Origin of the sequence: Edaphobacter sp. HDX4, assembly GCF_036877565.1 — a bacterium.
GTDB lineage: Bacteria > Acidobacteriota > Terriglobia > Terriglobales > Acidobacteriaceae > Edaphobacter.
The window spans coordinates 13,209-35,613 of record NZ_JAEDXW010000029.1; the positions used below are offsets into that span (position 1 = coordinate 13,209).

Genomic DNA, 22,405 nt, shown 5'->3' on the forward strand with positions numbered 1-22,405 from the left:
TTTTGTTTACCCCGGACCGCGAACATACCCACCGATCTGAATGGCCGGTGGTCGTGACAAGCCCTTTCGCTCTTTGGCGCCCTAGATATCCGGCCTCCCGGTGATCACCTTATGCCTACTAGCGTTATAGGGGCGGACCAGTACCTCTAAGGTCGGCATTGAAGGGTCTCGCTTTCAGGGTTACCAAACCGAATCCAGCCTGAGTCACCATCTCGATATACAAGCCGGGCTTGCGTGGGGGCATGACCCCACGCGGTAAAACCTCTGAGTCCGATGAGAACGGCGCCGCGACCGAAGACGGCGCCGCTACGCATCAGCTCACGCTGAACAAAAAACGCGCTGGAAGCCTGACTGTCACCACTAGGCTCTGTCGGTTTAGCGGGGAAGCAGTAAGCTCCCAACCGCCCACCTAAAGCGATCTGAAATTTGTGCGCTGCGCCTCGGTATCGCCTTCCACTGTTAGCCACAACGCTCGGTGGCCGTAAACTCTGTGACAACCCCCTGACCCCCTGAACGTTGTCGAGTAGAAGTACGGTGTCGTCATCTCCTGCTCATACGCAGCCGGCTCACCATCGCCTGGCATGATGCTAAACAGCTCGCTGATCCGGTGAGAGCTGATGGTCAGAGGAAAAGATTGGATCCTGTCGTCCAAAGCGTCTACACGCACTGGATACATGCTCACCATGCTATTTGGCAGGTAAACAGTGGGCCTCGTCGGGACCAAAAGAATTCCGACGTTTCCAATGGTAGGGTCGACGTACTTCACCTGAGCGAGCATAGGGGCGGCATAGACGAGAACGGCGAACAACGAGATCGTCCTAGCGAAGCGAAACAGAATCGGCTTCACCGTGCGCGTTGACACAAGAACCCTCATAAGTGGAAGGGTAATCATGAATTCGATCTCTTCACGACAGGGTGTCGATGGTGAAATGGTCGCGAAAGTATTCTCACCCGAATAGCTGCCTGCCTAGCAGATCGCAACCTGCCGTTCATGGTCACTAGCCTCGGCATGGTCGTCATGCCTTCAACGCTGTTCGTTGTGCGACGAAGGGACATGCCCTCGGCGGGCGGCGTTCGCAACTGATTGTGCAATTGAGCCGCCAGAAGTGAAGTTGGGTTATTCCGGAGTGAAGCTTCTGTGGGCTGGCGCATTCAAGATGACGGCTCCGGGAGCTGAAGGCATTATCCCGCTGGTCTCGAACAGTCCGCTGATCTGGTGGCACTTCAAACTGTTCGGGCCATATATCGGCTCCGACATCATCGGCGCCACCGAAATTTCAGCCGCAATACTGTTCATTGTGGGGGATGTGCAACCTAAAGCCGGTATCGTGGGCGGCCTCATCACTACGGTCATGTTCTTCACTATCAGCACAATGCTTCTCACGACGCGGGCGCAACCATTGCGGTAAACGGGATGAAATACATGAATAACCTTGGTCTGTTTCTATTCAAGGATGTGATCTCCCTCGGTGCCTCGTTTTACCTCATCACCTATTTCGGTAGGAAGGCGATGTTCGCCGAAACGAGAGCCAACGGATAAGTGAGCTTTCGCGCCTACATGCGGCTGACAAACAGCAACAGATCAAAACTACGGAGGGCAACTTATAATGGAGTTTCAGGGAAAAATCGAAGACGGCCTTCTCATCTGGGCGAGTGGCGAATCAATCAAACCCACTATCGTGCTTGTGCACGGAGCCTTCGAAGACGGCTCGATCTGGTATCGAGTGATTCAACGACTTCAGCGCGACGGCTACCCGGTCGTCGTCTTCGCCAACCCGCTGCTGGGCGTGGCGTTCGACGCCGCCTACCTGCGTAGCTTGGTGGACAGAATCGAGGGACCCTTGATCCTCGTGGCTCACTCCTACGGAGGGACCGTCATCACCCAAGCCGGCGCGGACGACCCCAAGGTTGGGGCCTCATCTACGCCGCAGCAATTATGCCCGCGGCAGGGAAAGCTGCAAGCAATTTGCTCGAACCGTTCCCTGGCAGCACGTTCCCCACGTCCGTCGAGGCGGTCTCCTACACACTGCCCGATGGGACCAACGGCACGTAACTCCTTTACCAAGCCGACAAATTCCACAGTAACGTCGCCGCCGATGTGCCCGCGAGCGACGCCGCACTGATGCTCACCACCCAACGCCCAATGAACTTGGCAGCCCTGAACGAGAACGTGACATTCGCTGCATGGAGGAGTAAGCCCAGCTGGCAAATTAGGACACTGCAGGATCTCGCCATCCCTCTTGACGAACAGAAGTTCGAAGCCGATCGTGCCCACTCCCACGTCACTGAGGTGAACTCTTCGCATGCCGTCACTATTTCTAACGCGGACATCGTGGCCGATGTGATTGAACAGGCTGCCCGCGCAGCCGCGAAGTACAGGGGATTGTTGAGCGACGGCGCTATCGCCGGGGTGGGTTCCGCGGTGGCGCGCCGAGTGATTTTTGGAAAAACTGGAGACACGCGAACAGAGATTCGCTTTGGCTCGGGCCCACGGCTCGGTTTGTGCTTTGAGCACCCTCTGCGGCGCGCCTTGGCGAAAGCCCGGCGGTTATCATGAAGCTCTGGATTATCTGTAGATCAGCTTTGGGGAGTGGTGCGGGCGCAAAGCTGCTGGCGTGGACCTTCGCAGGGCAAGACAGGAAAGTCGCGGTTGTCGCTTCGTTGGATCACAGTTTGATTGCTCAGTCGTGCGGCTTAGGGCCTCATCGCTTATTTCGGCAGGAAGGCGATGCTCGCTGAAATGAGAGCCACCGGACAAATGGGCTCTCGTGCGAATATGTGGCAGGCAAACAGCAACGGATCAATACCACTGGGGGGACTCACCATGGGTCGTAGTCTTCGACTTGTATGTGAAAGTCCATCGCGATGACCATTCGTTTTTGTCGGGCCACGAAGCCCAGCAGGAAGGCTTCGATGTCACGAAGAATGGCGGTTCGAGGTCGCGCTCGCAGTAGCTGTCGAAGAGCTGAAGGAAGTCCAGGATGTAAGGTCGCGGAAGACAATATCGGGCAACCTGAATGGATCAAGTCGCCGTCCCAAACAGAGGCTTCCTCGCTGATCTGATTTCCTGGTAGCAGTTTGAGGAGTCGTTGGGGTTCTTACGCATTTGTACGACGGAACCGCGCTTCCGGAAGGAGACTTCGTCCATAAACATCTTCATGAGGTAGATTCCGCGACCGGACGTGAGCAGAAGATTCTCTGGGGCGATAGGGTCGGGCACGCAACCGGGGTCGAATCCTGGCCCTTCGTCCTGGATGGAGATGCAGACTTCTCCATCCATCACACAATGGCATGTAACGTAGACGCGCTTACTCGGGTCCAGTTCATTTCCGTGAACTATAGCGTTCACCAGTGCCTCACAGACTGCCAATTCGATATCCAGCTCGCTCCCATCTTTGGTTCGGAACTTGCCGATGAAGCGCATTAACTCATCCACGGATCGCGGGACAATATCGAGCAGACTGAAAAGACTCTGCCGCATCTGAACAAAACGAGCCGAACCGGAACAACGCTTCAAGAGAAAGTGGGATCCTGTTTGTACCATATCCAGTAACTCCGATTAGATTTTTTGACTTGATCACTCCAAGTCGCGGAAAGCCTGCGCCAATACGCATGCACCGAATACTCATGCCAACCAGCGATAGCTATCATCAAAGTTCAGCGTGATCTCATGTGAAAACGATGCCTTTCATGCGAAGTGTGTTTCCAGTAACTGGCACAAGCGGAAAGCTTTAAGAGGTGCGTGCAGGATTTCATCTACGCCGCATTCGAGCGCGTCCCACCAGAGTTCCGCCGTACTGGCAGGAGTCAGCAGCACAATTGGACTAAGAATTCCATTGCACCTGACCCGTTCGACGAGGTCTCTCCAATTGCCATCAGTCAGGGCGAGTTCCGTGACAATAACGGTCTTTCTGCGTGCCGAGTTGAGCAAGCCGGCTGCCGTCTCGATGTTGTGTGCCCAGTGCATAATCAGACCGTGCGCTTTGATGTCCTGCGCGACTGTCGCTTCAGGGCTCCTGTTGGACACGAAAATTACTGTTCCTGCTCGTCTGCTGGTCTGCATCACCGTTTGACTCATCCTGATTCCACGCTATGTCCTGCGTTCTTCGGTTGGCCGTAAGCCGCCGTAAGCTCGCCGTAACAGGCGACGTTTTGTGGAGGATAATGAATGGCGGAGGTCAGTAAATGGCCACGCCGCCCCCGTCATCGGGACAATTTATCGCCAACTCCGCAGCTGACCCCGTGCCAACCACGGCAATTCGCGACCAATTGGCGCGTGTGGTGAACAGTCCTGGGTTGGTTTCGTCAGCTCGGCTATGCCGCTTCCTAACGCACATCGTGAATCGGACCATCGATGGAGATATCGATAGCCTTAAGGAATTCTCGATTGCAATGGAAGTGTTCGACCGTACCTCTAAATACGATCCGAACATCGATGCAATAGTCCGGGTCGAGGCCCGCCGCCTCAGATCGAAGTTGAAGGCCTATTACGAGGAGGGACCGGGCACCGCAGATCCCGTTCTGATCGGATTGCGGCCGGGCAGTTATGTCCCGGTCTTCCGTTGGCTTGATAGCCAGCCGCCAAAGTATCGTGAACAGGTTGCAGCTAAGGCTTCCGATCGTACATGCGTTGCCGTGTTGCCATTCGTGAATATGAGTCCAGAGCCAGAGCAGGATTACTTTTGCGACGGCATCACGGAAGAGATTACGAACTCACTTACGGGTCTTTCTGGATTGAACGTGATTGCACGGACATCGGCATTCCACTTCAAAGGCGCCAGCATCGATATCCGGGAGGTGGGCCAGAGTCTCGGCGCTGATCTCGTCATTGAAGGAAGCGTCAGGAAGGCGGGCGAACAACTGAGGATCACTGTCCAGGCCATTCAGACCGAATCCGGTTATCACTTATGGTCTGAAACTTTTCGCCGTGAGCTTAAAGAAGTGTTTGTCATTCAGGAAGAGATCGCACAAAGTGTGGCGGAGTTACTCCGGGTTCAAGTGCCCGACGCGCAGGGGCGGAATCGGCCGTCAGCCCCGAATCTCAAGGCATATACCGCATACTTGCGAGCTCGATTCCTGATTCATCAACAGTCTCCTGAAACACTGCACGCCGCACTAGATCAGCTACGGAAGCTGGTTGAGACCTATCCCGGTTACGCTCTAGCATACAGTGGCATGGCTGCGGCCAACGGCCTTCTTTCCATTTTCGGGCTGGTATCGGGACGCGAGGTCTATCCCGAAGTGAAGGCGAACGCGGAGCGCGGCTATGCGCTCGATCCGGAATCTGGAGAAACCTGCGCGGTGCTCGCCCAACTTCGTGCATGGTTTGAGTATCGTTGGGACGAAGCGAACAGGATGTATGACCGCGCTCTAAAACTACAACCCGGCCACGCGCAGACTCACATGTTTCGTGCCATGGCGATGTTGTGCCAAGGGGACATCGAGGCAGCGGAATCGGGGCTCACCCGCTCGATGGAACTGGACCCGCTTTCCGCCAGCGACTGCGCGCGCATGGCTTATGTTTATTTCGTAAAGGGAGATTTTGAAGCAGCCGCAGACCATCTCCGGCAGTCTTTTGAACTGGATCGTGACTATCCTGAAGCACGATTTTATGAAGGGCTCTTAAACTTCCAGCAGCAACGTTACGATGCGGTCATACGGTGTCTCTCGCCGTCGGTCTCACCATTGGATATCGGCCTGGTTGCCGCAGCCCACGCTCAGGCAGACAACCTTGCCGAAGCGGAAGAATCTATCGCGAGATTGCATCAACTCGCCCGCCGACAATACGTAACTCCCTTGGCGCAAGGTTTCGCTGCAATCGGAATAGGAGATCTCAATCTAGCATTCCAATGCCTCGACGAAGCGATCAACCACAAGACCAGCTTTATGAATCTGTTGGCGGTCGAGCCGTTTTTCACTCCTCTCCATGCAGACCGCAGATACGCCAAGCTTCTGAAAAAGCTGAACCTATCTCCACAACCTACACGGTAAATGGTCCGTAAGCTAACGAGCGGCTTACGTGTCATTACTCCCGGGGCGCGCGGCGTTCGAGGCACCATCGCTTCATGGAACGAAGCACTCGAAATGCCTGCTTGGCCTTGCGGAGGGTGACTCCAACTCTCTCTAAGAGATTGTCACTAAAGCAATCAAATTTTCGGGCTCAGAAGAGGGCGCTATTCGCCTCCCAAAGAGTTTGCGATTTGCCTCGTCTTGGGGCTGTCCCCAAACGGAATTCGTCGCACACTGCAAGAAGTCGCTGGCACACTGGCAATCAAAGTGGAAGCTGCCAAATCGCTTCTGCTGCGGGCGCGATTGAAAATTCGATCCGCTTTGGAACCGCAGCGCATCTCCATCGCCGACGACGTACTGATCTGACCGGGAGCTTTGCTTGGGCACCGGTTGATTCGACGGAGTTGAGGCTCCATTGCCAACTCTGCGGGAATACTGGAGGACTCGACTATGATCACTAACTCCGCGGCAAAGCGCCGAGCAATACCGCATGCTGCCAGAAGCACTCGAAACGTCTGCCTGGCTCTTACATTAGGCACGCTGACACTGCTGGCGCGAGGCCAAGATCTCACAGCTCAATCCCCCGTGCTCTCGGCTGCACAGCCGGCGGGGCAACAGTCAAGCCTTCCTGAATTGACGCTCGAACAAGCGGTTGATATTGCTGTTGCAAACAACAGTGACCTGAAAACCGCCAGCCTCGAGACGCAGCGGGCCACCCATGATCTGGCTGCAAACCGGACGCAACGGTTTGCCACGACCGAAGTGACAGGGCTGGGCGCGCAACTGGTGACGAAGCCATCGGTCACGTTTCCCGCGGGCTCTTTGGGAACGTACAGCGGGACCGGGCCGATCCCGGGAACGGATCAGAAGATCGAAATCCCACGAAAGCCGGCCGGCACCGTGAATGTCTCGGTTGCCCAGCCGCTTTCGACGCAGTACAAGCTGCATCTGCAATTGAAAGCTCTTGCGCTGGGGCTGGAGGGTACGCGGCAGGACCAGGAGAAGACACGCCAGCAGGTAGTGGACCAGGTGCGGCGCGCTTACTACTCCGTTGTCGAGACGCAAAGTGTCCTAGATAGTCTTCAGGCGTCGCTTCCTTATTACGAGGAATCGCATCGGCTGGCGTTGGCGAACCGGGGCAAAGAGACGATTCTCGAATCGGATCTGCTGAACGCCGGCGCGCAACTGCTGAAGACACAGAATGCCATCAGCGATGAGACCGACAGGGTTGCGTCGGCTTCCGAAAAGTTGAACGACCTGATGGGCCGTGACATCCACACGCAGTTCCGTGTAGCAGCGCTCGACGACGTAGATGCCGATCTCGCGACACCCGAAGCAATGGAAATCCGCGCTCTTCAAGATCGGCCGGACTTGAAGAAGGCAAAGCTCCAGGTACAGCAAGCCGATTACGATGCGCGGGCGAAGAAGGCGGAGTATATCCCCGATCTAAGTCTGGCCTTCAATTACTACGGGACTAGAAACTTAGGGATTGTGCCCAGCAATATCGGGACCGTTGGTCTGTCGCTGAAGTGGGAACCGTGGGACTGGGGGCGCAAGCATCAGGAATACGCGGGAAAGCGGGTGAAGGAAGCGCAAGCCAAGGTCGGAGTGAGTGCTACGGAACGCAGCATTCTTTTGGAGGTGAGAGATGCGCGCAGGCAAGTGGAGAACACGCGCCGGCAACTGGCCTTGAGCGATGCAACGGAAAGCGCGGCGCGGCAGAAGCTCAAGGAGGTTCAGGAACAGGTAAAGCGTCAAGCGGTATTGAGCAGAGTTTTGTTTGAAACGCAGTCGGATCTGGCTTCTGCCGACAGCCAGCAGCAGCAAGCTCTCGCTGCCTTCTGGAAGGCCAGAGCCGACTTAAAAAAGGCGATTGGAGAAAAGTGATGCGAGTGTTATTGGGAGTTCTAAGTGTAGCTACGCTTTATGTTGTCGCCGGTTGCGGGACCAAGGTGCAGAAGGAAGGTCAGGAGCCGGTTCCGGTTCAAGCAGAGACCGTAGCGCTGCAGCAGGTGCAACCAAACTGGAGCTACTCCGGCGAGATTCGTCCGGACACAGAGGTCCAGCTGGCCTTCAGACAACCCGGTTACATCGCCGCTCTGTATCGAGTGAAGGGCGCCGATGGACGAATGCGTGATGTGCAAGTGGGCGACGAGATACCTGCCAGCGCGGTACTGGCGCACCTGCGCAGCTCCGATTACGAAGCCTCCTTCAACCAAGCGGTGGGCCAGCAGCACGCGATGCAGGGTGCGTTCGAGGCTTCGCAAGCCGAACTCGACCGGGCAAAGGCCAGTCAGGTCAAGGCGGACCTGGACTTCGATCGCGCAGAGGGTCTGTACGCCGCTAAGGCGATGACTCGCCCGGATTACGACTCGGCCGTGGAGCAGCACACAGCTGCGACAGCCAGTGTGGAATCCGCCATCCGTCAGATCGAAAATCGCCGTGGCCAGTTGAACGCAGCGCAGGGGCAGACTACATCCGCGCGAATCAACCTTGGCGATACTAGGCTGACCGCTCCCATGCCCGGGGTAATTGTCGAAAAGAGTGTGGAAGTGGGCAGCCTGGTAGCTGCCGGAACAGCCGCATTCAAGCTGGATGATACCCGCGTCGTGAAGGTGAACTTCGGAATTCCCGACACCATGTTGGCGCACCTCAAATTAGGAGCAGAGTTGCCTGTGCGAGTTGAGGCCGTACCGGGTCGGACGCTCACAGGTCGGATTACGGAGATCGCCGCTTCGGCTAATCATGACTCGCGCGTCTTCAACATCGAAGTCACCCTGCCGAACCGGGACCGCTCGCTCAAAGTGGGCATGATCGCCAATACCCGCATCAACCGCGGCGATTCGCAGACGGTGCCTGTCGTTCCAATGACGGCCTTGATGACTGCGGAATCGGGCTCGACGAACTACTCGGTCTTCACCGTGAAAGAGCGCGACGGGAAGCAATTTGCGCAGTTGAAGAGCGTGAGAGTTGGGGAAACCTTCGGCAAGTCGGTCGTCATCGACGAAGGCCTCACGCCAGGAGAACGAATCATTGTTAACCGCACGAACCAGCTAAGCGATGGAAGCCCGATCCGGGTGGCCAACTAGGAGGCCAAGCAATGGCACACGAATACAACGAGCCGTCCATGGACAAGAAACAGAATCTCGCCCGCTTCTTTATCGACCAGCAGCACGTCTCCTGGGTCTGTCTCGCGGTTGCCCTGCTGTGGGGCATTTACGGGGTGCTCAAGATGCCGCAGAGGAAAGATCCGGACGTTCCTTCGCGCCAGGCTCTGGTCATCGTGTCCTGGCAGGGAACATCGGCCGATCAGGTAGAGCAACTGGTGACCAAGAGGATCGAGCAGGCCATCTCTACAAATCAGTGGGTCACGGAGATAAAGAGCGCTTCCAGAACCGGCTCGGCCATGGTTCAGTTCGAGCTGGCGGAAAAAGGAAAGTACGACCGTGACAAGGAACTGGACGATCTTAAGATCAGACTGGATTCTATTCACGATCTTCCGAAGGGCGCCGGGCCGATTCAATACATCAAGGACTTTGGCGACACCTCCGCATTGATGCTCACGGTAGCGAGTCCGCCGGCGGACCCGGCGCAGGTTGCATGGGTGAGCAAGCTGGTTGAGTCACAGATCCGGGAGGTTCGGAGTGGCCTGGCTGCCAAGACTCAGCCACGGCGTTCCGTCGTAGTCGTGTTCCCAAAGTCTCTGGCGAGTGCCGAAATAGAACGCAAGCTGTCCCTGGTTGCCCAGGACATGGCAACGCAGCATATTTGTACCGATGTGCGTATGTTTTCCGGAGCAGGCTTCACGGGAGTGGACCTGGCGACAAACCTCAGCACTCCCGACCTGCAATCGGCGTTGAAGAAATTTGCGACTCAGGACCTGCAAACGGATGAGGTTCATCCTGATGCATGGAAGCCTGCGATCATCGACGACCCTTCCACCACCACCGCAGCGCTTCAGGCCGTAGCGGGTGATAAATACACCTATCGCGATCTGGACGACTTTACCGACACGATTCAGCGAAGCCTGAAAACGCTCCCGATCGTGTCGAAAGCGGAGCGCTCCGGTGTCCTGAGCGAGAACGTATTTCTGAATTTCTCGCAGGAGCGCCTGGCGCAGTACAAGCTCAAGCCGTCGGATCTGCCCAACATCCTCGCCGCCCGGAACTTGCCGGACAGCGGCCAGACCCTCAACGCGCACGGACGCACCGTCAGCGTCAGCACCACCGGCGAGTTCAAGAACATCGACGATCTGCGCAATGTGATCATCGGCGCATCGCCGAACGGAACGCCGCTCTACCTGCGCGACCTGGTGGAGATCGAAAGAGGATACGATAATCCGCCTTCGTTCCTGAACCGGTTCACGCGCCGCGATGAGAGCGACAAATGGATCACAACACGCGCGATTACACTCTCGGTGCAGATGAGAAAGGGCGAACAGATTAGCTCTTTCGGCGAACAGGTGGACGCAAACCTCGAGAGCGTCAGGAAGACATTGCCGCCTGACCTGGTCCTGGCCAGAACCTCAGACCAGCCCCTGCAGGTACACGACAGTATTGAGCTCTTCAGCCACAGCTTGATTGAAGCGTTGGTCCTGGTGGTGGTTGTAGCCCTTATTGGCTTCTGGAGCTGGCGGACGGCCTTGTTGATTGCGGTCTCGATGCCGATTACGCTGGCCATCACGTTTGGGATAATCAACACCCTCGGGATCGACCTGCAACAGGTCTCAATCGCTTCCCTGATTATCGCCCTTGGGCTGCTGGTAGATGTTCCAGTGGTGTCAGGCGACGCGATTGTGCGCGAACTGGGCGAGGGGCAGCCGAGGTCCACCGCGGCCTGGCTGGGGCCGACGAAATTGTTCAAGACGATGGCGTATGCGACGGTGACGAATATCGTCTCGTATCTGCCCTTTCTTCTGCTGCCCGGAGATACAGGCAAGTTCCTCTACAGCCTGCCCATTGTTATTAGTTGTTCGCTCCTGGCCGCGCTTTTAGTCTCCGTGACCTTTCTGCCGCTTATCAGCTCGTTTCTTTTGCGAAGCAAGGTCGAGACTCCTATCGAGGAAAGGCGGCAGCATGGATTCACGGGTTGGTACTTCCGAACGGCAAAGAAGGCTATTCAACACAGGAAGCTCTGCCTGGCAGCGTCGCTGCTTCTGCTGGTAGCGGGCGGAGTCATGTTCTCTATGCTGAAGCCGCAGTTCTTCCCTAAGGATCTTCAATATTTCTCTTACATCGACGTGTGGCTGCCGGAAGACTCTCCTGCAAGCGCGACCGGCGCGGTCGCTCAGCAGGTGGAAACGATCACCCGCCGGGTTGCGGAAGAGTACGGGAAGAGTCATCCGGAGCACGGACACCCAAAGGATGTCTTGCAATCGATGACGACATTTGTCGGGGGCGGCGGTCCCCGTTTCTGGAGCAGCGCGACACCTGAGGACAGGCAAACAAACTACGCTCAGGTGATCCTGCGAACCAAAGACACGCATGACACAACCCCTCTTTTAGCCCTCCTGCAGCCGGAGTTCGACAGGCAGATTCCAGGGGCCATCATCGATACCCGGACCCTCGAAACCGGCAAGCCGGTGGGAATACCGGTCCAGGTGAGAATCTCCGGTGAAGATCTGCCGCGCCTGAGAGCAGAAGCCGAGAAGCTGAAGCAGATCTTCCGCGGCATCCCCATCGCGGCCAGAGTTCGCGACGACTGGGGCGATCCGAGCGTTAGAGAGGTCGTACACGTCGAAGTAGACCGGGCAAACATGGCGCATGTCACCAACGCGGATGTCTCCGATTCCATCGATGCGGCCCTTCATGGCGTTTCAGCCGGTGTCCTGAGAGATGGCGACAAGCAGATTTCGATAACCGGGCGCACCCGAATGGAAGAGCGAGCCCAGCTCTCCGATCTGCACAATCTCTATATCTTCTCGCGGCAGGACACGCCTCCAGTTCCTCTTGATCAGGTGGCGAAGATTTCCCTGGAACCGGTAACGTCGAAGACCAAACGCTTCGATCAGTACCGGACCATCACGGTGCAGTGCTGGCCTGCCGAGGGTCACTTAGCTTCGGAGGTCATCTCGGCGGCCATGCCAAAGCTGAAAGAGTTCCAGAACCAGATGCCAAACGGATTTATCTTCCGCTTTGCGGGTGAGCAGAAAGAGCAGGTCAGCGGCTTTGGTGACCTTGCAACGGTACTGGTGATTTGCGTGTTCGGCATTTATCTGGCACTGCTCGCGCAATTCAAGCATGCCTTTAAGCCACTGATCGTCTTTGCGGCCATTCCTTATGGCATCACCGGAGCCGTCTTCGCGCTTGCCATCATGGGACAACCATTCGGATTCATGGCGTTCCTTGGAATCATCAGTCTCATTGGGGTGATCGTTAGCCACATCATCGTGCTGTTTGAGTTTATCGAGGAGAGAAGAGAGGAGGGCGAGGACCTGGCGTTGGCGCTGATCGATGCGGGCATCCTTCGTTTGCGCCCCGTCATGATCACGGTCGCAGCTACGGTGATTGCGCTGTTTCCGCTGGCTGTTCACGGTGGCCCACTTTGGGAGCCCCTTTGCTACGCACAGATCGGTGGCCTGACGATCGCCACCTTCGTGACGCTCGGCCTGGTGCCGATCCTCTACTCCTTCGTCGTACTGGACCTGAAGTTGATCCGTTGGGAAAACAAAGAGCACACCGGTTCTGCTGCTTCAGCAAAGTCTTCAGAGGTGCCTGCAATATCCGGGATACACGCGTGACGATTATGAATATTGGACAGATCATTCAATACACGACGGTGTTCTCATTGGTTATGGGAGGCCTCGGCTTGGTTGTCGCCGTCTTGAATCGCCGCGAGCAGGTGAAAACGCAGATCTTCCTGGCGCTCTATGCTCACTATGACGAACTGCTGAAGAACTCTACGTCGCGATTCTGGATGATGAGCTTGCCATGTGGCCCAGAGCTTCCTGAGTGCAGTGAGGATGTCATTACCTCGATGATGCGATTCTGCACTCTTGTTTCATTAACCTATCTTCTATTTCGCGAGCACCGCATACCGAAACAAATGTGGGAGTTGATGCTGCGTTCTGCTGAGCGGAGATTCCGGAGCCCCTTGTTTATGCGTGAATGGGAGCATTTGAGGGAGGAGTTTGAGTCATTTCCGGAGTTCGTCAGCCTCGTCACTTCAGTGCACCGGATTCCCACTGGAAATGTGAGCCTCGGCACCTGAGCTAAATCAGAATTGCAAGATTCATCGATCAGGCATCGCACCAACAAGTGACTGGATATTGGCGGACTTCTCTTGTCTGTCTGCGACTCCCAGTTGATGAGTTAAGACCTTGATCACCCGATGTGTGGCGTTGATATCGAAAGGAAATTCTATGAGAATCACGAAATATCTGACACTGCCACTATCTTTATTGCTCATGCTCGCCTGCGCCAAGGGACAGGAAGTTCACTACAACTATGACCGCGGCGCGAACTTTCAATCCTATCGGACCTATCAATGGATCATCCCCCAGAGCGGCCCTCCAGAGTCCGACGTCCCGGCTGGCTTGCCAAGTTTCCCGGTTGGCCCCACATCGATGAGGGGTAGCAATGTCTCAGATGATCAGTTGCTCGATCAGGACATTAGACGTGCGGTCGACGCACAGCTCGCAGAGAAAGGTCTCACAAAGGTGGACAAGGGCGGGGACCTTCTGGTGGGCTTCCAGGCCCACGTCCATGAGGAAAAAGAGCATAAATCTGTCGAGCTCGGAAACCGGTGGCTGGGGGCGGAGGTCCATTCTGGGGCGGCTTCAGCTCGGTTCAGGGCCAGACATCCACCATCCCCATTGGGACGCTGGTTGTGGGCCTGTATGACCCTGCAAGAAAGCAGTTGATCTGGCGCGGAGATGCCAGCAAGACCGTCAACCTCAAGAAAGACCCGAATAAGAACTACCAAATCCTGCAAAAGGCCACGGTCAAACTTTTCAGGAATTACCCGCCTCCGCCCGGTAAGTAGACGGCGAGGAAGAACTTTCAATTCGCCAGACTACCTGGCCCCTGCCCGCTGAATAGCGACCGGGGTAAAGCCTAAGGAGGAGCTATGAGCGCACGTTTCTGGGACGTATATCGTGAAGTCCGATCTGTTATCCAAAGGCCGGACGACGCACTCTACATTCTTCACACATCCATTGGAGCGATTACGGTCCATAGGTTTGTTTATCGAGGGGAAGCAGGCGTCGTCTTCGTGCAGGGTACGGATGAGAATGGGAGGGAGCGCGTCGTAGGCTTCTCGGAGCAACAGCTCTCCACATTTGCCTTCGAGATCCGGATGAAGGCTGCCGATAAGAACGGCCAGATCAGGTTCACTTCCAACTTAACCGAGAGCCTTTTCTGAACAACGACTCTCTCGCTGTGCTCTTTCCTATCGAACCAGCTCGAAGTTGCCCTTGAGGTCCCCGAACATGATGCATGAAACCAATGAGAAGACTCGAAAAACACAAATCGTCATTTTGGGAGGCGGATTCGCAGGAGTTGAGACGGCGCGATACCTCGATCGAACCGCGGCAAAACGTGGCGATGTCGAGGTTACCCTCATCAGTAGAGATAACTTCACTCTCTTTACACCGATGCTTGATGAGGTGGCATCCGGAGATCTGGAGCCGGCCCAAATCTGCAATCCTCTCCGCAAGCTGGTTCGGCATGTAACCATTTTGAGCGGGGAAATCAAAGCGATCGACATTGTAGCCCGGCAAGTGACGCTCTCTTACGGAATCGGAGTGTTTATCCGCGAGTTGCCGTTCGACCACCTGGTCCTGGCGCTCGGGTCGGAGACGAACTATTTGGGAATTCCAGGTGTAGCCGAACATGCGCTTGGGATCAAGACACTTGGCGATGCGGTGATGCTGCGCGCCAAGGTGATTGCGCTGCTCGAAGCCGCAAGCGTTGAACCCGATCCTGAGCGGCGGAAGCGGATGCTCACCTTTGTAGTTGCAGGTAGTGGTTTCGCCGGCGTGGAGACGGTGGGAGCAATCAATGATCTTGCTCGTGAGAGCCTCCCGCACTATGGCCGGGTTGACCCGCGCGAAGTTCGCGTGGTACTGATCGCCGGAAAGGCGATCCTTCCTGAACTCGGCGAAGAGCTTGGCCAGTACACACAGGAAGAGCTCACGGAACGTCAGGTCGAGATCAAACTCGGCGCCAAAGTGATCGCTTTTGAGGATGGGGCCGTGCGGTGCAGTGACGGGGAAATCATCCCGACCGACACGTTGGTATGGGCCGCAGGTGTTTCGCCCAGTCCTCTCCTCAAAAACATTCCATGGGACCTGCAAAAGGGAAAAGTAGTGGTTGATCCCACTCTGGAAGTCCCTCAGACCCCTGGGGTATGGGCTGTGGGCGACTGCGCGGCGATCATCGACCCAGCTTCAAAACTTCCCTACCCTCCGACTGCCCAGCATGCTCTTCGCGCGGGGCGGCATGCAGCAAGGAACATCTGTGCCCGCTTGAAGGGAAAACGAACCATGCCCTTCACGTACACGGCGCCCGGACAGCTTGCCACGATCGGCCGGCGGACCGGTGTCGCAAGGATCTTCGGCCTCAAGTTCTCTGGGGTTGTGGGTTGGATCCTGTGGCGTACCGTCTACCTGCTCAAGCTGCCGAGGCTCGAGAAGAAACTGAGGGTCGGACTGCAGTGGGCTCTCGATGCGGTCTTTGACCGTGACCTCGGCCAGTATCTCACCTTGCAGGATGTTGCCTCACTGAACCGGGTGCTCGAAACAGCGAGGCAAGACGCTTCGCGAATCCAGCAGCACAGCCATGTGTCTCAAGCATCAATCTCGGCAATGCATCACCATCGCAGAAAGGAGGAACCGTCGTATGCTGAGCTCCCGTGAACTAAAGCAGACACAAATCTTTTCCTGCCTGAAGGAAGCGGACCTTCTGTGGCTATCACAGCACACCGCTGACCTCCATCTGGAGCCGGGCGAGTATCTGATACATGAGGGAGAGCCCACCTCGTTCTTTGTGCTTATGGAAGGTGCAACCGAAGTCGTTAAGGACGTGATGGGCCGGCGAACAGAAGTTGACGAGCACAAGGCGGGGGATTTCTTCGGCGAGTTGCCCATTCTTATGGCTACAGCTGCTCCAGCATCGATTCGCGCAAAGACGACTTGCCGTCTTGCGCGGCTTGATCCGCAGCACCTCCAGGAGTTAATCCGGCGGTCTCCTGAGTGCAGCGCTCTAATTCTGCAAACCCTCAACGAACGGGTACAACTCGTGCAGAAGTACATGCTGAATCTTCCATCAAGCAGAGTGCGGATTGTCGGGTCGAGATTCGATGACGAGTGCCGAGGCATTCGAAACTTCTTGAGTATGAACCGGATCCCATACGAGTGGGTGAATCGTGAGCAAATGCCAGAATTCGTTTCGTCTAGCCTATCGGACCCCGCAGGCTCTTCCGTTGTCGTGGAGGGTTCATTCTGCATAAGCAATCCCCCTACAGTGCGCAAGATGGCTGAAGCGCTCGGGTTCCAAATCGTGCCAAAGTTTCAGAGTTACGATGTGGTGATTGTTGGCGGGGGTCCGGGTGGACTGGCAGCCGCCGTATACGGGGCCTCTGAAGGGCTGCGCGTTTTGTTGGTGGAACGCGACGCCGCTGGCGGTCAGGCTGGTACCTCTTCTCGAATCGAAAACTACCTGGGATTCCCAAATGGAATCTCCGGAGACGCTCTGAGCCAACGTGCGTTTAGGCAGGCGCTGAAGTTTGGAGCTGAAGTCATTCTTACCCGAGAGGTCCAGGAGATTCGTCCGTGTTCCAGCTCTGCATACACCGTTGTGCTTGACGGTCAGCAAACAGTCGAGACAAAGACTGTGATTCTAGCCACCGGAGTCAATTGGCGCAGGCTAGACGCAGAGGGTGTGGAACGCTTTATCGGACGAGGGGTCTTATATGGAGCTGCGCGTGCAGAAGCGTCGACTGTGACGGGAAAACGTGCCTTCATCGTTGGTGGGGGAAACTCGGCTGGCCAGGCGGCTCTCTTTTTCGCGGACTATGCAAGCTCCGTAACCATGCTTCTCCGAGGTGCGGATCTCAAGCGCACCATGTCGCAATACTTGATCGATCAAATCACTCTCGTGCCCCACATTCACGTTGAGACGGAGACCCTGGTCGCCTCTGTGGACGGGACAGACTACTTGAAGACGATCTGTACACGAAAAAGAGGAGACTCAGTGAAGCAGCGCCTCGCGGACGCGCTCTTTGTCATGATCGGTGCCGATGCAGCAACCGATTGGCTACCAACGCAGCTCCTCCGAGAAGACGGCTACATTCGCACTGGACGAGAGGTTACCGATTTTACTGGTTGGACAGCAAATCGCACTCCGTTTCTTCTGGAAACCAATCTTCCGGGTATTTTCTGTGTTGGCGACGTCCGCTACAACTCTATCAAGCGTGTTTCCAGCAGCGTGGGAGAGGGCAGCATGGCGATCGCCTTCGTGCATCAGTATCTCTCCTTATTGCCTCGAGCGAACGAATCCAGTAACGCGGTCTGACTCTGCACACGGCGTACGATCCTTCAAGCTGATCCAGACTCTGCCTCCGCCCTGTTATCGTTTTGCGGCGATGACCTGGATATTGCAGAACGCTTTCAGCCCTTCGATATCCCACTGAATACCTATAGTCGAATTCTTGTGTCCACCGTACAGGTACTCAGAGCTGAGGATAGAGTGCTGGTTGATCCAAGGCATTGGTGATATCAACCGAGAATTTCCGACCCGAGATGGCCATCGGTACGACCTCGTGTGTGGGTGTCACAAGAATGCACTCTGCAACGTACAGTCAGAATTAGCCTCCGAGAACAGACCCCTTTCAGTTCCCACTGGAAAGACTGACCTCGAATGAGATTGGATAATGATCAGAGGCTTTGATTGAGTTGTGGACGAGTCCCTTGTCGGTCTGCATAGGACCGCGTACGAATGTCCAATCTATATGCCGGCCAGGTTCGAGGAGATGGCGTGCAGGAGTGGTTGCCAGGCGACCGGTTGGTACAGCATGGATGAATCCAGCCCGGGCTATCGCTTCGGCGGGCGAGGGACTGGATGCATTCAGATTTAGGTCGCCCGAGATGACCACCAGGCGTTCAGGCTTGTATGCCCTAGCATCCTTTAAAACTTCATCCAATTGGGCAAGTCGCAATTCGTCGTTGCCGCGGCTCTCCAAATGCAGGTTGTAAGAGACAAGTGAAACACCAGAGACGTTGATCTCGGAAACCAGCGCAATTCTTCCCCCGAGTCTCTCCTGGAACGGTGCCAGTGTTGGCAGGTACCAATGTGGTCTCCAGAAGTCGGACTGCTGTTGGAAACGAATGATCCGCGAGTTTGAAATTCGGCCTCGGGACAGTGTGGCTTGCCCGTGGTAAGCAGGGCTGCTGTTCGAACCTTGGGTTAGCTCCACAAACTCACGACCGAAGACATAATTCAGACGCAGCTTTCGGGCTATCTCCTGAGCAATGTTCAGACGCCGAGTTCGTCGAGCATTGATGTCGACTTCCTGAAGAATGAGAATGTCTGCGTTCGCATCCTCCAGGAAATCTATGATCGATCGAAGTTGCAGGCCACGGTCAATGTTCCAGTCGACTACTCGTATGGAGCTCCGCGGCCAGGAAAGCCACTGACTTGGGGCGAAATTCTCTGCAATGAGCTCTTTAGTTGACATAGTCAGGCGATTCTTGCGGCCGTGAGGTTTGGAAAAACGCTCTGCTGTGCGAAGGTCAGGTCCAGCGGATCATCGATTTCGGCCCAGGCCAACCCGTCTGTGCTCGTGTAACCGATGTGAACACCTTCGTCTGCGAGTTCCTGCACAGCTAAATTGAAGAATTCATTTGCACGTTCTGCAAGGACGAGATCGTTCAGCTTGCTGAGAAATCTCTGTTGTATAGACCTCGAGAAGACTGTAAGTCCTATGTACGTGCCGCTGAACTCCTCTCGCGAAATCTTCTTGCTCATTCGAGTCACCCGGTCGCCTTCGATAATCACCTTCATCGTCTCGTCCCTCCACAATGGGTCCACGATCATCGAGATCGCTGCATAGGGTTGTACCGCGGAGTTTAGAATGTCGGGATCAAAGATGACATCGGCATTCAAGACGATAAAACTGTCGCCACGCAGCCAATCACTTGCCAGCCAAAGCGAATAGATGTTGTTAGTGATCGCGAACGCCGGATTCTCGATGAAATGAATTCTCTGACTATCACTCAGTCGTCTGTCTCTGATGTGAGCGACTATCTGTTGCTTCTCGTAGCCGACCACAATGGCCACCTCATGGATTCCAGCCATTGAGAGTGCTTCGAGTTGATGGTCCAGGATCGTCGTTTCGTCCACTTCGATCAGGCATTTTGGATGTTCGCCATGAATGGAACGAATCCTGGTACCTTGACCTGCAGCTAATATTACCGCCTTCATAGTGCCTCCTTGATTGTGCTTGCGGTGGGTGTTGCTCGGGTGTTGAACGATTGAGCAAAGAATCTGCGATTGAAATACAGAGTCAGAATCCAGGTGAGATGAGCGCCGAGTGTTGCAAGGACAAAGATCAGAGGCAGCGCTCCGATGAGTGTGAAGATGAAAATATAATGGACCAATATGCCTCTTCTCACGAAGGCCTGAAGCTGGCGCACCATACGAGAGATCCAGTTTCCTGAATCCTTATCGAGTAGCTGGTACATGTTGCCCAGATATTCATTTGGCCGGTCGGCCGTGGTAGCGCGGCGGCGCTGGAGCGAAGTAGTGACTAAGGCGAGAGCAGCCCCAACGAGAAGCAGGATGCCCATCAGGATAGCGGGCCTGCCGTATCGGTGGTTTAGGCCTATGGTGATTCCACCAAACAACAGAAGGTAACTAAGTCCGTCTGCAAACCCTTCAAGCCATGTCCCGCGCGGCGATTCCGCAAACTTGATTCGTGCCAACATTCCATCCATCTCGTCAAAGAGGCCTGCGATGTAGAACAGCAAGGCACCCAGAACCGAATACAGGTAGCCTCCGTGTCCAAAAGCGACGGCCGACACAATCGAGACGATGACACCACCGAAGGTGACTGCATTAGGGGTCACCGATGTATGAGAAAGAAGCCGCACAAATGGACGGCAAAGACGGCGGTTAAAGCTCGTGTGAATCCCATCCAGAACTTTGCCGGAGTGTGCGACCAGAAAGCGTTCAGCACTCTCGGTAACATCCGCTGACGTGACTCGGATGCCGTCAGCTTGAGAAATAGGGAGAGTGGATGTCGAGTCGTTGTGGACAACATCATGTAAGGAGATATGAGCAGGCTTAGCCCAGTCCACCGAGGTCATGGTAAGGAGAGGAAGGTTTTTCAGGAACTGCTTGGTTGTGACCCAGTTCCACGGCACCCAAATGAATTCATCATTCAGGTGCAGCGTTGCCCAACCTGAGGGATCTTTGGGATTGAATTTGTCAAGCTTAATGACACGGATTTTGCTTCCGCCTTGAGAGACTTCCCGCAAAAATTCCTGTGGGACTGCGTGGCCCTGGGCTTCGGGACAAATCAGAAGAACGTCGGTTGCTCCAGCGCGGCTCGCTGTGAGAACAATTCTCTTTAGCAGAGGAACTCCGGCGACTGGGTGCATCAGTAGTTCTGCTGCTTTCTGTTTATCGATCACACTAGCGAATTCAGGAATGGCTATGAGGGCTTGCATCTAAATACCTCGTTCAGAAGAATTGCTGGAGTGTTGAAGCGTGATTGCATGGCGGGGGCGCAGACTGCGGGTACTCCAAACAAGCCAGATAATCCCCATCAGGGCCCAAAGGAGATCGCGTACGCGGCGAGTCAAGGCCAGTCCCAAGCCATTCATAGGCGAAAGCCCGGCGACCGCAAATGCCGAAATCGCACCGCCCTCGTCAAATCCGACTCTCGCTGGAACCCAACCGCCCGCCAGTTTCAATGAACGCGTCACTCCTTCAATGGCCATAACCGCGAAGAAATGAATGGGTAGATGCAGCGACCACAAGACAACCAAGACCTCGGAAGCGATCAGCAGTTGGCACGCCGCGCCTGTCCAGAACATCCGGCTAACCAATGCAGGCTGTTCGAGGCGATAGGTTCGAATAGATCTTTCAAATTGTTCTGCCCTTGTGAGCCAGGAAGGGGCGCGCTGGCCAAGCGCGCGCGCAACGCCAGGAAGGATGGGAGTGCGCCGTGTAATAGCGAAAATGGCGAGAGCGAGCGCAAGGATACCCGGAACCCAATGGTAGGCTGCACCATGAGTGGCGATTAGAGGAAGACAAACAATGCCTGAAATGGCAACCAAAGCCGAGCTAAACCAGTACACTCCGGTATCCAGAAAAGTAGCCGTAATGGTTGGTTCGCTGGATGTCCCGAGAAGTTTGATCTTCATCGGCTCGGAGATAACCGGACCGAGAACTGTGAGGTACCCCATTGACTGCGAAGCCAGCCGAACTCCGATCAAGGTTCTTGTATTCACAGCAACATTCCCGCCCTTCAGTGATGCCGACCAGGTGGTGCTCTGCAGGAACAGGCGAAGCGCACTCAGGGCCATCACAATCGGTAGCGCAACCCGCATGGCCTTCAATTGCGTCACTATCGTGGAGAGGCCAACATGAGCGATCGCCCAGGCGAATAGCACCAGTGCAGCGAATGCGATAATGAGCTGAACTTTCTTCATTGGACCAGTCTCGCTACCGTATCTGCTTCCGCTGTATGTTTCTTCGGTGGGTTGAGCGCGTAATCAGAGTTTTCGATGGTCAGTTCGGAGCGCCCAAAGATTCGGATCTCGCTCGTGCTGTGGGTTGACGAGGCAAACCAGAACTGACCAACTCGCTGATACGTGTGAACGAAATGCACGTCATGAACCCAGAAGGACGGATCTCGTGCAGGCTTGCCTTCGACGCGAACGATCGAGTAATCCGTCGCGCTGACCCAGATCCTTCCTTCAATCAGGTATTTGTTGTCGGTTTTGGGAACGATCGCCAGTACATATGCGGGACCGGTGTCGAGAGTGTCTTGCCCAAGCATGTTGAATTTGTAGTTCGCAGGCGTGATACGGCTGCCCTCGCGGGCTTCGCGGCGTGACGCCATACTCTCCTCGCTCAGCATTTTATAAAGAGCATGCTTGCGGATCGCGCTTGATCCCTCTTCGGAGATCACCGTGAAGTGCTTCGCGCCATCAGGAGAGCACTCGACGCGCACCACCATCTCGGCGTGCCGGTTCTGGTTGACGGCGACATAACGGCGCATGGCTGTGTACCCTGCTAATTCAGACCTGCGCTCGGCATCAGCCTGCATCATCTTCGCGGCGACGTCATCCGCGGATGGAAGCGAATCGCTGGTTTGGGATAAAGCACTCGGCACTCCGGAAAGCAAGACTGCCAAAGTGGAGAAGACGATCTTGATAGTGAGGTTCATG

Annotated in this window: 19 protein-coding genes and 1 pseudogene; 12 read left to right on the plus strand and 8 right to left on the minus strand. The window is 55.5% G+C overall.

What is annotated here, in order from left to right; all coding sequences use genetic code 11:
• Nucleotides 1–409: 409 nt before the first annotated feature.
• Nucleotides 410–892: a hypothetical protein gene (locus JAO29_RS20495; protein ID WP_334270133.1), complete on the minus strand. Its 483-nt coding sequence runs from the start codon at nt 890–892 to the stop codon at nt 410–412.
• A 214-nt stretch (nt 893–1,106) separates the two neighbouring features.
• Here JAO29_RS20495 and JAO29_RS20500 point away from each other — a divergent pair, with 214 nt between their 5' ends.
• From JAO29_RS20500 to JAO29_RS20510, 3 genes are all read left to right on the plus strand, one after another.
• A complete protein-coding gene (locus JAO29_RS20500; protein ID WP_334270134.1) occupies nt 1,107–1,409 on the plus strand; it encodes a DUF417 family protein in 303 nt (100 codons plus the stop codon).
• Nucleotides 1,410–1,607: 198 nt separating this feature from the next.
• Nucleotides 1,608–2,123 carry an esterase/lipase family protein gene (locus JAO29_RS20505; RefSeq protein WP_334270135.1) on the plus strand — a complete coding sequence of 172 codons (516 nt, stop codon included), beginning with the start codon at nt 1,608–1,610 and terminating at the stop codon, nt 2,121–2,123.
• Between the two features lie 20 nt (nt 2,124–2,143).
• Complete coding sequence (locus JAO29_RS20510) at nt 2,144–2,557, plus strand: hypothetical protein (protein WP_334270136.1); 414 nt, start codon at nt 2,144–2,146, stop codon at nt 2,555–2,557.
• Nucleotides 2,558–3,022: 465 nt separating this feature from the next.
• Here the strand turns inward: JAO29_RS20510 and JAO29_RS20515 are convergent, their stop codons facing one another.
• Nucleotides 3,023–3,424, minus strand: a complete 402-nt coding sequence (locus tag JAO29_RS20515) for an ATP-binding protein (protein ID WP_334270137.1) — start codon at nt 3,422–3,424, stop codon at nt 3,023–3,025.
• A 264-nt stretch (nt 3,425–3,688) separates the two neighbouring features.
• Complete coding sequence (locus tag JAO29_RS20520; RefSeq protein WP_334270138.1) at nt 3,689–4,078, minus strand: hypothetical protein; 390 nt, start codon at nt 4,076–4,078, stop codon at nt 3,689–3,691.
• 107 nt (nt 4,079–4,185) lie between these two features.
• Here JAO29_RS20520 and JAO29_RS20525 point away from each other — a divergent pair, with 107 nt between their 5' ends.
• The 9 genes and pseudogenes from JAO29_RS20525 (at nt 4,186) to JAO29_RS20565 (ending at nt 17,522) form a co-directional block, all read left to right on the plus strand.
• On the plus strand, nt 4,186–5,991 hold the full coding sequence (locus JAO29_RS20525) for a tetratricopeptide repeat protein (protein ID WP_334270139.1): 1,806 nt from the start codon (nt 4,186–4,188) through the stop codon (nt 5,989–5,991).
• 468 nt (nt 5,992–6,459) lie between these two features.
• Nucleotides 6,460–7,896, plus strand: a complete 1,437-nt coding sequence (locus tag JAO29_RS20530) for a TolC family protein (protein WP_334270140.1) — start codon at nt 6,460–6,462, stop codon at nt 7,894–7,896.
• On the plus strand, nt 7,896–9,098 hold the full coding sequence (locus JAO29_RS20535; RefSeq protein WP_334270141.1) for an efflux RND transporter periplasmic adaptor subunit: 1,203 nt from the start codon (nt 7,896–7,898) through the stop codon (nt 9,096–9,098). The genes JAO29_RS20530 and JAO29_RS20535 overlap by 1 nt, the downstream gene beginning before the upstream one ends.
• 11 nt (nt 9,099–9,109) lie before the next feature.
• Nucleotides 9,110–12,748, plus strand: coding sequence for an efflux RND transporter permease subunit (locus JAO29_RS20540; RefSeq protein WP_334270142.1), 3,639 nt, complete (start codon nt 9,110–9,112; stop codon nt 12,746–12,748).
• A 5-nt stretch (nt 12,749–12,753) separates the two neighbouring features.
• A complete protein-coding gene (locus tag JAO29_RS20545) occupies nt 12,754–13,218 on the plus strand; it encodes a hypothetical protein (RefSeq protein ID WP_334270143.1) in 465 nt (154 codons plus the stop codon).
• Between the two features lie 196 nt (nt 13,219–13,414).
• A pseudogene (locus tag JAO29_RS23675) lies at nt 13,415–13,992 on the plus strand (DUF4136 domain-containing protein).
• An 84-nt stretch (nt 13,993–14,076) separates the two neighbouring features.
• Entirely contained in the window at nt 14,077–14,370 is a 294-nt protein-coding gene (locus tag JAO29_RS20555) for a hypothetical protein (protein WP_334270145.1), read from the plus strand.
• A gap of 67 nt (nt 14,371–14,437) precedes the next feature.
• Nucleotides 14,438–15,865 carry an NAD(P)/FAD-dependent oxidoreductase gene (locus JAO29_RS20560; protein ID WP_334270146.1) on the plus strand — a complete coding sequence of 476 codons (1,428 nt, stop codon included), beginning with the start codon at nt 14,438–14,440 and terminating at the stop codon, nt 15,863–15,865.
• A complete protein-coding gene (locus JAO29_RS20565; RefSeq protein WP_334270147.1) occupies nt 15,849–17,522 on the plus strand; it encodes an FAD-dependent oxidoreductase in 1,674 nt (557 codons plus the stop codon). Before JAO29_RS20560 ends, JAO29_RS20565 begins: the two co-directional genes overlap by 17 nt.
• A gap of 316 nt (nt 17,523–17,838) precedes the next feature.
• On the opposite strand, the gene JAO29_RS20570 is transcribed toward JAO29_RS20565, so the two are convergent.
• Genes JAO29_RS20570 through JAO29_RS20590 form a run of 5 tightly spaced genes read right to left on the minus strand, consistent with a single transcriptional unit; the run spans nt 17,839 to nt 22,404 of the window.
• On the minus strand, nt 17,839–18,684 hold the full coding sequence (locus tag JAO29_RS20570) for an endonuclease/exonuclease/phosphatase family protein (protein WP_334270148.1): 846 nt from the start codon (nt 18,682–18,684) through the stop codon (nt 17,839–17,841).
• A gap of 2 nt (nt 18,685–18,686) precedes the next feature.
• A complete protein-coding gene (locus tag JAO29_RS20575) occupies nt 18,687–19,430 on the minus strand; it encodes a phosphocholine cytidylyltransferase family protein (RefSeq protein ID WP_334270149.1) in 744 nt (247 codons plus the stop codon).
• The gene (locus JAO29_RS20580; RefSeq protein ID WP_334270150.1) at nt 19,427–20,677 is read right to left on the minus strand and encodes a CDP-alcohol phosphatidyltransferase family protein; all 1,251 of its coding nucleotides are present in this window, start codon (nt 20,675–20,677) and stop codon (nt 19,427–19,429) included. Before JAO29_RS20580 ends, JAO29_RS20575 begins: the two co-directional genes overlap by 4 nt.
• On the minus strand, nt 20,678–21,664 hold the full coding sequence (locus tag JAO29_RS20585; RefSeq protein ID WP_334270151.1) for a hypothetical protein: 987 nt from the start codon (nt 21,662–21,664) through the stop codon (nt 20,678–20,680). It abuts the gene before it with no gap.
• Nucleotides 21,661–22,404, minus strand: coding sequence for a hypothetical protein (locus JAO29_RS20590; protein ID WP_334270152.1), 744 nt, complete (start codon nt 22,402–22,404; stop codon nt 21,661–21,663). The genes JAO29_RS20585 and JAO29_RS20590 overlap by 4 nt, the downstream gene beginning before the upstream one ends.
• Nucleotide 22,405 lies beyond the last annotated feature (1 nt).